The organism is Flavobacterium sp., from assembly GCF_027531705.1.
Taxonomy (GTDB): Bacteria; Bacteroidota; Bacteroidia; order Flavobacteriales; family Flavobacteriaceae; genus Flavobacterium.
Map to the genome: position 1 here is coordinate 25,128 of NZ_JAPZSP010000026.1, position 12,756 is coordinate 37,883.

The following is a 12,756-nucleotide window of genomic DNA, read 5'->3' on the forward strand; positions in this document are numbered from 1 at the left end:
CTATTTTTGAAAAATAAAACCAACACATGAAGTTTCTATCTTTTTTATTTTTTTTAATCTCCATAAATATGATGGCAGAAACCGATTTTGAAAAAGCCGAAAAACTCTTCAAACAAGAAAAGTACGAACAAGCCAAAGTGCTTTTTGAAAACTATCTAAAATCCAATCCCAATAATTATAAAACTATTGAATATCTTGGCGATATTGCCGGACATCAAAAAAAATGGGATGAAGCAATCAAACAATACAAAGTATTAAAAACACAATTTTCTAAAACAGCGAATTATTGGTATAAATATGGTGGAGCTTTAGGAATGAAAGCTAAATCGGTTAACAAGTTCAAAGCACTTGGAATGATTGACGAAGTAGAAAAATCCTTTCTAACAGCAGCTAAGCTTGATACAAAACATATCGAATCACGCTGGGCATTAGTCATGTTATATATTGAATTACCAGGAATTGTTGGTGGAAGCGAAACCAAAGCCAAAAAATATGCCGATGAATTACAAGAACTTTCCAAAGTTGACGGCTATTTAGCCAAAGGTTACATCGACGAATATTATAGCAGGTACAACAAAGCTGAAGCAAATTATATAAAAGCCCACGAAATTGGCAATTCAAAAACAACTTTTCAAAAGCTTTATAACCTATATTTGAATAAAATTAAAGACAAAATAAAAGCAAAAAAGTTAAAAGAACATTTCGAAAAATAAAAATAGTTTAAGATAGTTTAATGAAAGTTTAAAATTGTTTAATTCCTTGAGAAAACAACTTTAAACTCTTAAACTCTTAAACCTCTAAACTAGATTAATGAGAACACATTTCATAGCCATTGGCGGAGCAGCCATGCACAATTTAGCACTTGCATTACATAACAAAGGATATCAAGTTACAGGTAGCGACGATGCTATTTTTGAGCCATCCAAATCACGTTTAGAAAAAAAAGGATTGTTGCCCAAAGAAATGGGTTGGTTTCCCGAAAAAATAACTTCTGATATTGAAGCAATAATTCTTGGAATGCACGCCAAAGCTGATAATCCTGAGTTGCTAAAAGCAAAAGAATTAGGATTAAAAATTTATTCTTATCCCGAATTTTTGTACGAGCAATCCAAAAACAAAACACGTGTTGTAATTGGAGGTTCGCACGGAAAAACGACCATCACTTCTATGATTTTGCACGTAATGCATTATCATAATATCGAAGTTGATTACATGGTTGGTGCACAATTGGAAGGATTTGATACAATGGTGCATCTCACAGAAAACAACGATTTTATTGTGCTTGAAGGCGATGAATATCTGTCTTCACCAATCGATAGACGACCAAAATTTCATTTGTACCAACCTAATATTGCTTTGCTATCGGGTATTGCTTGGGATCATATCAATGTGTTTCCAACATTTGAAAATTATGTGGAGCAGTTCGAAATTTTTGTCAAGCAAATCACAAATGGCGGAATTCTTGTTTACAACGAAGAAGACGAAACGGTAAAAAAAGTAGCAGAAGAAGCAACAAATCCGATTAGAAAAATTGCTTATCAAACACCAAGTTACACCGTAGAAGATGGAACAACTTTACTCGACACACCAGAAGGACCAATGCCAATAGAAGTTTTTGGAGCACACAATCTAAACAATCTTGCTGGCGCCAAATGGATTTGCCAAAACATGGGTGTTGATGAAGCCGATTTTTACGAAGCCATTGCAAGTTTCAAAGGAGCAAGCAAACGTTTAGAAAAAATTGCCGAAGGAAAAGGGAAAGTAGCTTACAAAGATTTTGCCCATTCGCCAAGTAAAGTTTCGGCAACAACCAAAGCAGTCAAAAATCAATATCCAGATAGAAAACTAATTGCGTGTTTGGAATTACATACTTATAGCAGTTTGAATGCCGAATTCTTGAAAGAATACCAAGGAGCTTTAGATGCAGCCGATGTTGCAGTTGTTTTTTATTCGCCAGATGCTGTTAAAATTAAACAACTGGAAGAAGTAACTTACGAGCAAATAGCACATTCGTTTCAAAGAGAAGATTTGATTATTTATACTAATCCTGCCGATTTTAAAAACTTCTTATTCAGTCAAAATTTTGATAATTCAGCATTATTACTAATGAGTTCAGGAAATTATGGTGGATTGAATTTTGATGAAGTAAAGGAGTTAATCAATTAGAAATATGTTTTGCTAATAGAATAAAAAAATGCCTCACTTTTTTATGAGGCATTTTTTTTACTAATTATTCAGCTAAAAATTCTTCCATTGTTTTTAGTTTGAAAGGAATTCCATTTTTGGTGGCAGCATCAGTAAGTTTTTTGTAATTACTTGCTTTTAAACTTTCAAATTTGTTTTTAGCGGTATTGAAAAGTTCCATTACACTTTCAATATTTGCTTTTTGAGAAGGCGAAGGTGCATCATATTGACCAGTTACTGACGAATATATTGAACCTAATTTTTCACGTAACTGTTTTTCAGCAGCACCAACATAGTTATCGCCAGTTGTGACAACCATGGTGTTTTTTAGCGCATTTAAATCGGATGAAATTTTTGCATTTGTTTTTTTCATCGAAGGCACTTTTGCACTTAATTCGTCTGTTGCTTTAAGCATTTCATCAACTTGATAAACCATATAAGCTAGCTCTTGAACTTTATCAAACAACATGTGAGCTGTTTTGTATTGTTCTTCTCTTGCTGCTTGTGTTATAACACTTTTTGGGTCGTTGGTTATTTCAAACTCATGAGTATAGGTTTCTTTTCCTTTTGTTAAAACCGCTTTGTAGTTACCAGCAGGTGCTAATGGAGTTGTGAAACCGCTAAAATCTATGGTTTTTCCTTGCGCACCTTTTGGCCCTTTTTCGTTAAAACCCCAAGTTACAATATTGATTCCTTTTTGGTTAGAGGCAGGAAGTTTGACAACTTTTTTGCCATTTGCATCTTGAATTTCCATTTCCATTTTGCCAAATGTGTTTCTTTTTTTCAAATAATAAACTATTTGAGCAGCACTATTAGGATTTTCGCCAACAAATTCTAGTTCAGAAGCAGTTCCGCCAAAACTAGATTCTTCCAATTTAGGATACGCTTTAGTTTGGAAAAAGTGAACATCTTTCTTAACAACATCTTGAGTAACTTGTCTTAAAACACTAATGTCATCTAAAATAATAATGCCGCGACCATGAGTTGCCATTACTAAATCATTGGTTTTTTTATGTAAATCTAAATAAAAAACGGGCGCGGCAGGCATGTTGTTTTCAAATTTAGACCAGTTTTTTCCGCCATCAATAGTAATATAAAGACCTTTTTCTGTTCCTAGAAACAATAGATTTTCATTTACATAATCTTCTTGTAAGCTTCTAGTAAAACCATCAATGTCTTTTGTGATAATCGAATTCCAAGTTTTACCATAATCAGTTGTTTTATAGGCATAAGCTTGATAATCATTTTTGGTATGACCATCAAAAATGGCATAAGCGCTACCAGCATTAAAATTACTTGCTTCGATATGATAGCACCAAGTATTTAAAGGTAAACCTTTGATATTTGCTGTAACATTTGTCCAAGTTTTTCCGCCATCTTTGGTTACTTGAACATTTCCATCATCGGTTCCTGCCCAAATAACATTTTTATCTTTTGGCGATTCTGCAATAGTAAAAAGCGTACAATGATTTTCTGCACCAGAATTATCTTTAGACAATCCACCAGAGTTTTCTTGATTTAATTTTGCAGGATTATTGGTAGTCAAATCAGGTGAAATTATTTTCCATGTTGCACCCATATCATCTGAAACGTGAACAAATTGACTTCCAGCATATATTCTATCTGGATTCGCAATTCCTGTTACAATTGGTGTGTTCCAATTAAAACGCAATTTGGTAACACCTTTTTCTTGCAAAGGTTGAATAGTTTTTAATTCTTTGGTAGCTATGTTATAACGCCAAATATTTTCTGCACCTTGCATTTCACTATAAATTATAGGTTTTGTAGGATGTTTTAAAACTCTAAATCCATCGCCATAACCCACGCTTTCCCAATCGCGCGCCTCAATTCCGCCATCACTTTTACTTGGTCCGTACCATGAACCATTATCTTGTAATCCTCCATAAATATTGTAGGGTTCAGCATCATCTATACTAATATGATAAAATTGAGAAAGAGGTAAATTTTTAACAATATCTAATGTGCTACCACTATTCCAACTTCTATATAAGCCACCATCTGTTGCGCAATAAATTCTATTCGTATCATTCATGTCAATTGCTATATCGTGAATGTCGGCATGCATACTTCCAAGGTTTTTGAAAGTTTTTCCACCATCACGACTTATCGAACCAAAAAGTCCACCTTTGTATACAATTTCAGGATTTTTAGGGTCAACCACTATTCGTGAAAAGTAGAATGGTCTTACTACAAGAGCAAAATCACTGTTTAAATGTGTCCAGCTTTTTCCTGCATCGGTAGATTTATACATTCCTTTTTGACTGTCTTTTTCACATTCTATAACACTGTATAAAATATCAGGATTTGATGGAGCAACCGCTATTGCTATTCTTCCTAATTTTCCTGTTGGATAACCATTATGAATTTTATTCCATGTTTTTCCACCATCGATAGTTTTTAGCAAACAAGAGTTTAGTCCACCAGAATTAAACGACCATGCTGTTCTTCTGAATTCCCAAAAACTGGCGTACATAACATCTGGATTTTTTGGGTCAATAACTAAATCTGAGCAACCTGTTTTAGCATCAATTCCATAAATTTTTGTCCAAGTTTTTCCACCATCTTTTGAGTTGTAGATTCCTCTTTCATCGCTATCACCCCAAAGTGCTCCCAAAACACCAACCCAAACATTGTCTGAATTTCTAGGGTCAATTACAATAGAAGAAATTCGGTCAGATTTTGGCAAACCCATGTTTGTCCAGTTCAATCCGCCATCAGTAGATTTGTAGATGCCATCTCCAGCAGAAACACTATTTCTAGTCCAAGTTTCTCCAGTTCCAACCCAAATTACATTGTCGGGTTTATTAGGGTCTACAGTAATGCAGCCTATTGATTGATTATGTTTGTCAAACATTGGCGAAAAACTCGCACCACCATCACTACTTTTCCAAACACCGCCACCTGCTGCGCCGATGTAAATAATTTGATTGTTAGTAGGATGTTGTGCAATATCAGCAATTCTTCCGCTCATTATGGCAGGGCCAATTTGTCGGGCTTTTATATCTCCAAACAGTTCTTTACCTTTTAGAACAACATCTTCTTGAGCATTCGCTTGAAAAGATACAAGACCAATTAAAGCTATTAGTTTTAGGGTTTTCATAATCTAAAATTATTCTGCTTTAAATTCTAATGCTTTCGGGTCGATTGCTGCGTTGAGTGTAATTTTTTTAACAGTCATTTCTTGTCCAAATTGGTTCATGGTGAAAGGGAAATAAATGCCATCAACTTCTTGGTAATTACTCATTTTAGATGTTGCCATTTGACCTTTCATTGGGCCTTCTTGCATTTCAGATTCAGTCATGACAATAACATTGTTTTCGGTGTCAAAATAGTAAAATGTTACATCTTGCAATTTTGCACCATTTACTGATTTAGGTAATTTTGTTAATTTCAATTTATGACATTCTGTGCCTTCTTTGGTCTCTTTTCCTATATATTCTGCAGTATATCCTTTTTGTTTATAATTTAAAAAAGGATCAGGAAAATCTTTTGTGGCAGTATTTTTCATGTTTTCAATATCTTCTGAAGCCATTTTTTCTGCTTTCATGGTCATCATATTCGTTGACCAACCTGTAGTTCCGTCAAAAGCTACTTGCGTCATTTCTTTTCCCATCAAGTTTATTTTGACAAGCATTTTCCCGTCTTTAGAGTTAGAAACTTCCACAGGAATTTCCATTCCTTGGTAATTTGCTACTAATTCCATTTTGGTAGAAGCTACAGCTTCCAATTTTTGTTTTCCACCGATTGTTTCAATGTACTTATTTACAACTTCATCAGCTGTTTGAGCATGAGCATTGCTAATTCCTAGTACGATTACTAATGTTTTAACGAGTAAAGATAAATTTTTCATAATGTTTGTTTTAAGTTGAATATTGATATAAGTAGTTATTTTATTAAATGTGTTACAATATATGATTAATTTTATTTTATATATTTAAAATGCCCAACAATTTCATAATCAAACAAACAGTCTTCCAAAACTTGTCCGCCACCAACATTATGAACTAGCATTGGACGCTTGCCATCGGTTGATTTTTTGTGAGTTACAATTCCGATATGAGGTAATTTTCCGTTAATCATCCAAGTTACAATTTCGCCTGCCTTGTAATCATTTGGATTATCAGAAACTTCTAATTTTTCACCTTTTCTAGTAAAGAAAACTTCAAGATTTGGAACTCTTCTATGGTCAATATTAGTGTCGCAAGATTTCAAACCCCATTTTTTTGGATATTTAGAAAAGTTTGCTTTCATGTCTTCATGGACTTCTTTCTGCAAATCGATGTTTAATTTGCGATAAGCACGAATCACAACATCGGAACAAACACCAGTTTTAGCTGGAACATCGCCATTTGGATATTTTAAAGAAATATAATCGGGTGTATAAGTTACAGTTGGATCAACAATTGAAATAGCGGCATTGGCTAATTTTTCTTCAAAAGTAGATGGATTTTCAATGAGTGAAGCGGTTGGTTTTGAAACAATCTCACTTTTTTTGCAACCAAATGAGAAGCAGATAAATAGGAAAATAGGTAGTAACTTCATAAGTTTTTATTTTCAAAACGTAAATTATAATCAATTTATTTTGAACTGATTGAAATAATTATTTCTTTTGTACTTTAATATAAGCCAAAATAATATGTACACGCCAATTAATCAGTGGGCTGAAGACGATCGTCCACGCGAAAAATTTCTTCTAAAAGGAAAATCTTCTTTATCCGATTCCGAATTACTTGCTATTCTTATAGGTTCTGGCTCTCGAAACGAAAGTGCCGTGCAACTTTGTCAACGCATTTTAGCTTCTGCCAATAATAATTTGAATGCACTCGGAAAACTTTCTGCCCAACAATTAATGGAATTCAAAGGAATAGGCGAGGCAAAAGCAATTTCGATAGCAGCCGCTTTAGAATTAGGTAGAAGAAGACGTTCAGAAGATGCATTTGAACATAAAAAAATCACTTCAAGCAAAGCCGTTTTTGAAATTATGCAACCAATTATTGGTGAATTGATGCATGAAGAGTTTTGGGTTTTGTATCTAAACAATGCTAACAAAGTCATTCATAAAGCACAACTTTCTAAAGGCGGAATGACAGGAACAATTGTAGATGTGAGGGTTGTTTTTAAAATTGCTTTTGAACATAACGCAACTTCAATTGTTCTTACACATAATCATCCTTCGGGAAAATTATATGCAAGTGAACCAGACAAAAAACTCACTGAAAAAATAAAAATGGCCGGAAGACAACTCGACGTAATTGTACTTGACCATATCATTATCACTGAAACGGGTTATTATAGTTTTCAAGATGATGGAATATTTTAAGATAAATCTAAGAACAAATTGAATTGCATTTCAGTAACTTGCAACACTATTCGTTTGATTATGTTAGAAACAAAAGAACTTACTTTTTCTTATAATAAACATACACAATTTTCATTTCCTGAATTGAGATGCAATTCGTCGGAAACACTATTGATTACTGGAAATTCTGGAAAAGGGAAAACCACTTTGTTGCATCTTTTAGCTGGATTACTTAGACCTGAAAACGGCAAAATTGCTGTCGATGAAACGGATATTGCACAACTTTCCGAAAAAAAGTTAGACCAATTTAGAGGAAAAAATATCGGATTGATTTTGCAACAATCTCATTTTATTGCATCGCTTTCGGTATTAGAAAATGTGGTTTTGGCTTCGTGGCTAGCAACAGGAAAAGAAGCGGTTCAAAAAGCCGAAAAGTTATTGGACGAACTAGATTTGGTCAATCAAAAACATAAATTCCCATCACAATTAAGTATTGGGCAACAACAACGAGTTTCTATTGCAAGAGCGTTGATAAACGAACCAAAACTCCTTTTGGCAGACGAACCGACATCAAGTTTAGATGATGAAAATGCTATGGTTGTAGCCAATTTGCTTCAAAAATTATCTAAAGAATACAAAGCTGCTTTGGTAATTGTTACGCACGACAAGCGTTTGAAAGATAAATTTCCTAACCAACTAAATCTCAATTAAAATGATTGCAAAATTAGCTTGGAAAAATTTGTGGTTCAAACCGTTAAATACAGTTTTGAGTATTGTTTTGTTAGCTTCAAGTGTTGCCATTATTACGGTTTTGATTTTGTTGCAAAAACAATTTGAAGAAAAATTTTCAAGTAATATTGATGGTGTCGATTTGGTTTTAGGCGCACAAGGAAGTCCAATGCAATTGATACTTTCGTCGGTTTATCATATCGATAATCCAACGGGAAATATAAGTTATGATTCGGCAAAAGTTTGGATGAAACATCCATTTGTAGAGAAAGCAATTCCGTTGGCTTTTGGTGATAATTATTTAGGGTACAAAATTTTAGGCACCAATTCGGATTATTTAGAAAAGTACCAAGCCAAAATTTCGGAAGGAAAATTGTTTTCAAAAAACTTTGAAGTTGTTGTTGGAAGTGAAATAGCAAAGAAATTAAATTTAAAAATAGGAACAAAATTTAATGGTTCTCACGGTAGTGCAAAAGAAGGTGAGAAGCACGAAGAATTCAATTATATCGTGACCGGAATTGCTTCGCCAACGGGAAAAGTTATTGATAATTTAATTTTGTGCAACATTCCAAGTGTTTGGCAAATGCATGAAATACACGAAGAAGAAAGTCATCACGAAATGACTATTGACGAACCAAATATGGAAATTACTGCTGTTTTGTTGAAGTTTCGTAACAAAATGGGAATTGTAACTTGGCCAAGAATTATTGCTCAAAATACTAAAATGCAAGTAGCTTCACCAGCAATTGAAGTCAATAGAATTTTTAGTTTATTTGGAGTTGGACTAAAAGCACTAGAATATTTGGCATATGCTATTATGCTAATTTCGGGAATATCCATTTTTATTGCGCTTTACAATAGATTGAAAGAAAGAAAATATGAGTTTGCTTTGATACGAATAAACGGTGCAAGCCGAATGCAACTACTATTTTTATTAGTTATAGAAAGTTTATTTTTGGTAGTTGTTGGTTTTCTTTTCGGAACGATTTTTGGTAGAATTGCCATAAGTTTTATTTCTAATTCTGCTCAAGATGATTTTAAAATGGCATTTAATCCTTTTGAAATTGTTTGGAATAAAGAAGTAATTTTATTTTTAGTGACTATCTTTGTAGGTATAATTGCGGCGTTAATTCCAGCGATTAAAGCTTATAGATTAAATATTTCAAAAACATTAGCCAATGCTTAATCGTTATAAAATTTTGTTTTCGGTAGTAGTTGCATTTGTTGCAATGAGTTTTTCGTTTGAAACAAAACCTCAAATGAAAAATGAAAACAATACATTTTTGCAAGACACGCTTACTTGGAAACAACTTTCGGTTATTCGATTTGTTTCTAAAAAGCATCCAACCTACGGTGAAATTTCATTTCCAGTTGTGAATGACAATCTTAAAAAATTAGCCAACAAAAAAGTGGTTATCAAAGGTTTTATTGTTCCTATAGATAGCAAAAATTATGCGATAAGTAAAAATGTTTTTGCATCCTGTTTCTTTTGTGGAAAAGCAGGTCCAGAAACCATTGCAGGATTGAAATTTAAAGGGAATCTTCCAAAATTAAAAACGGATCAATATGTTACAGTTCAAGGTGTTTTTAGATATAATGAAGACAACGCCGATGATTGGATTTATAATATTGATGATGTTGTAATCGTTAAAGGAAATTAAATGTTACAAGAAAAAATTACCGACATTTTCTTTGATTTAGACCACACGCTTTGGGATTTTGACCGAAATTCTGAATTAGCTTTTGATAGAATTTTTAGAGAAAATCATCCGCAAATTGATACAAAACAATTTGTTGAAATTTATGCACCAATAAATCAAGCTTGTTGGAAATTGTACCAAGTCGATAAAATTTCTCATGACGAATTACGCTACAAACGATTGAAAGATTCTTTTGATGCTTTGAGTTATTCAATTTCTGATGATGTAATTTATCAAATGGCTGTTGATTATATTACTTTTTTGCCAGAAAATAATATTCTTTTTGATGGTGCTATTGAGGTTTTAGAATACTTGAATCCCAATTATAAACTTCACATTATCACAAATGGTTTTGCCGAAGTTCAATATAAAAAATTGAAAAATGCTGGTATTGCTGAATATTTTATTTCTGTTACCAATTCAGAAATGGCTGGTGTGAAAAAACCGCATCCTACAATTTTTGAATACGCTGTAAAAGCGGCCAAAACAAGCAAAGAAAAATCTGTAATGATTGGAGATTGTATTGATGCTGATGTTCGTGGAGCATTAGAGTATGGTATGGAAGCTATTTATTTTAATGAAACTAAAAAAGAAGTTTCTAACGAGATTAAACAAATAAATCAATTAATTGAACTAAAAAATATTTTTTAAAATGAAGAAAATTACATTTTTGCTATTGTTAGTTACCTCGATAGGTTTTGCTCAAGATTTGAATCAATATAAATATGTTTTGGTTCCTGCAAAATTTTCTTTTTTGAAAGAAAAAAATCAATACAATTTGAATTTGCTTTCTAAAATGTACATGCAACAATTTGGTTTTGAAACCTATTTTGATAATGACGAAGCGCCAAATGATTTTTTTGAAAATAATTGTAACAAAATTTATTTTGATGTTTTAGAAAATAACAATATGTTTTCAACAAAGCTGACCGTTGTATTGAAAGATTGTAAAGGGAAAGTTTTATTTACTTCTAAAGAAGGTTCTAATAAGGAAAAAGAATATAAGACTGCCTATAATTTGGCTTTACGTGAAGCTTTTAATTCGATGAAAACGATTCAGTATAAATATGCTGGCGACAAAGTGGTCGAAGAAAATAAAGTTGTTCAAGAAACGAAAATTGAAGTTCAAAATCAATCGCTAAATTCTGAAAATTTGGTTTCAAGTCAACTTTTTGCACAACCTATAACTAATGGTTTTCAGTTGATAAATGCTGAACCAAAAGTGATTTACAAAATATATAAAACTTCAGTAAAAGATTTATACTTAGCCGCTAAAGGAAATTTGCAAGGTGTTTTGATTTCAAAAAATAACGAATGGTTTTTTGAATATTATCAAAATGAAAAATTACTATCTGAAAAAGTTGAGGTTAAATTGTAGAAAATGACTTCTAACTAATAGTCATATTTATCTTTCCAACGATTTTGCAAAAACTTGCGTAATTCATTTTCTCGAGCGTTATTTCCAGGTTCATAGAATTTAGTTTCTTGAATTGCATCTGGTAAATATTCTTGTTCGCTAAAGTTGTTGGTGTAGTTGTGCGAATATTGGTACTCGTCACCATAACCTAATTCTTTCATCAATTTGGTTGGTGCATTTCTCAAATGAATTGGAACTGGCAAATCTCCAGTTTGTTTTACTTTCGCTTGTGCTTCACCAATCGCCATATAACTTGCATTACTTTTGGCAGAAGTTGCTAAATAAACTGCACATTGACTTAAAATAATGCGACTTTCGGGATAGCCAATTGTAGAAACCGCTTGAAACGTATTATTTGCCATAATAAAAGCCGTTGGATTTGCATTTCCTATATCTTCACTCGATAAAATTAGCATTCTTCTTGCTATGAATTTTACATCTTCGCCGCCTTCTATCATTCTGGCGAGCCAATAGACTGCACCGTTTGGGTCACTTCCTCTTATAGATTTTATAAAAGCCGAGACAATATCGTAATGTTGTTCACCTGTTTTGTCGTATAAAACGGTGTTTTGCTGAACTAGTTCAAGAACCTTATCATTGGTAATTGTGATTTGACCTTCGGGACTTGCATTAACCACTAATTCAAAAATGTTTAATAATTTTCTACCATCACCGCCTGAAAGTCTATGCAACGCTTCGGTTTCTTTGAGTTTTATTTTTTTGGAAGCCATGATTTTGTCTTCTTTCATGGCGCGATTTAAAAGAGAAAGTAAATCTTCTTTAGAAAACGGATTGAGAATATAAACCTGACAACGCGATAATAATGCCGGAATTACTTCAAAACTTGGGTTTTCGGTTGTGGCACCAATCAGCGTTACCCAACCTTTTTCAACTGCTGCCAAAAGCGAATCTTGTTGTGACTTGCTAAACCGATGAATTTCATCGATAAACAAAATTGGGTTTTTAGCTGTGAACAATCCGCCGCTTTGTTTGGCTTTTTCTATTACATCGCGAATGTCTTTTACGCCACTGTTGATAGCACTTAGTTCATAAAAAGGGCGATTGCTTTGTTTGGCGATAATTTGTGCCAAAGTTGTTTTGCCTGTTCCAGGTGAACCCCAAAATATCATGGATGGAATAATGCCACGAGCAATTTGTTGTGTAAGCGAACCACTTGGTCCAACTAGGTGAAGTTGACTGATATAATCCTCTAATTTTTGTGGACGAATGCGTTCTGCTAATGGTGCTTCCATGCTGGTAAAATTACACTTTTTGGAATAATTTTTTTGAAATGGAGGAAGATTTTTGATTGAAAAATTACAAGTTCATTTTCACCGTGAACTCCTAGCCCTGATGGAAGCGGCATCCTTTATCTTTTTTCTTTAAAAAGATAAAGATATAGCGTA

12 protein-coding genes are annotated in these 12,756 nt (G+C 33.2%); 8 read left to right on the forward strand and 4 right to left on the reverse strand.

Annotated features, from left to right (window positions below; all coding sequences use genetic code 11):
- Positions 1-26: 26 nt before the first annotated feature.
- Both O9267_RS10635 and O9267_RS10640 read left to right on the forward strand, forming a co-directional pair.
- On the forward strand, positions 27-713 hold the full coding sequence (locus tag O9267_RS10635) for a hypothetical protein (RefSeq protein ID WP_298179155.1): 687 nt from the start codon (positions 27-29) through the stop codon (positions 711-713).
- A gap of 97 nt (positions 714-810) precedes the next feature.
- Positions 811-2,166: a Mur ligase family protein gene (locus O9267_RS10640; RefSeq protein WP_298179158.1), complete on the forward strand. Its 1,356-nt coding sequence runs from the start codon at positions 811-813 to the stop codon at positions 2,164-2,166.
- 64 nt (positions 2,167-2,230) lie between these two features.
- On the opposite strand, the gene O9267_RS10645 is transcribed toward O9267_RS10640, so the two are convergent.
- The 3 genes from O9267_RS10645 to O9267_RS10655 form a co-directional block, all read right to left on the reverse strand.
- Positions 2,231-5,305, reverse strand: a complete 3,075-nt coding sequence (locus tag O9267_RS10645; RefSeq protein WP_298179161.1) for a hypothetical protein — start codon at positions 5,303-5,305, stop codon at positions 2,231-2,233.
- Positions 5,306-5,314: 9 nt separating this feature from the next.
- Positions 5,315-6,055: an outer membrane lipoprotein-sorting protein gene (locus O9267_RS10650; RefSeq protein WP_298179163.1), complete on the reverse strand. Its 741-nt coding sequence runs from the start codon at positions 6,053-6,055 to the stop codon at positions 5,315-5,317.
- Positions 6,056-6,126: 71 nt separating this feature from the next.
- The gene (locus O9267_RS10655; RefSeq protein WP_298179166.1) at positions 6,127-6,747 is read right to left on the reverse strand and encodes a DUF1287 domain-containing protein; all 621 of its coding nucleotides are present in this window, start codon (positions 6,745-6,747) and stop codon (positions 6,127-6,129) included.
- A gap of 94 nt (positions 6,748-6,841) precedes the next feature.
- Between O9267_RS10655 and radC the strand changes: the two genes are divergently transcribed.
- The 6 genes from radC to O9267_RS10685 are packed head-to-tail and all read left to right on the forward strand — an operon-like array spanning position 6,842 to position 11,311.
- Complete coding sequence (radC, locus tag O9267_RS10660; protein WP_298179170.1) at positions 6,842-7,525, forward strand: DNA repair protein RadC; 684 nt, start codon at positions 6,842-6,844, stop codon at positions 7,523-7,525.
- An 18-nt stretch (positions 7,526-7,543) separates the two neighbouring features.
- Complete coding sequence (locus tag O9267_RS10665) at positions 7,544-8,215, forward strand: ATP-binding cassette domain-containing protein (RefSeq protein ID WP_298179173.1); 672 nt, start codon at positions 7,544-7,546, stop codon at positions 8,213-8,215.
- A gap of 1 nt (position 8,216) precedes the next feature.
- Complete coding sequence (locus O9267_RS10670; RefSeq protein ID WP_298179175.1) at positions 8,217-9,419, forward strand: FtsX-like permease family protein; 1,203 nt, start codon at positions 8,217-8,219, stop codon at positions 9,417-9,419.
- Entirely contained in the window at positions 9,412-9,894 is a 483-nt protein-coding gene (locus tag O9267_RS10675) for a hypothetical protein (RefSeq protein WP_298179178.1), read from the forward strand. The genes O9267_RS10670 and O9267_RS10675 overlap by 8 nt, the downstream gene beginning before the upstream one ends.
- A complete protein-coding gene (locus tag O9267_RS10680) occupies positions 9,895-10,584 on the forward strand; it encodes a YjjG family noncanonical pyrimidine nucleotidase (protein ID WP_298179181.1) in 690 nt (229 codons plus the stop codon).
- Between the two features lies 1 nt (position 10,585).
- Positions 10,586-11,311: a hypothetical protein gene (locus O9267_RS10685; RefSeq protein WP_298179183.1), complete on the forward strand. Its 726-nt coding sequence runs from the start codon at positions 10,586-10,588 to the stop codon at positions 11,309-11,311.
- 14 nt (positions 11,312-11,325) lie between these two features.
- Here the strand turns inward: O9267_RS10685 and O9267_RS10690 are convergent, their stop codons facing one another.
- Positions 11,326-12,603 carry a replication-associated recombination protein A gene (locus tag O9267_RS10690; protein WP_298179186.1) on the reverse strand — a complete coding sequence of 426 codons (1,278 nt, stop codon included), beginning with the start codon at positions 12,601-12,603 and terminating at the stop codon, positions 11,326-11,328.
- Positions 12,604-12,756 lie beyond the last annotated feature (153 nt).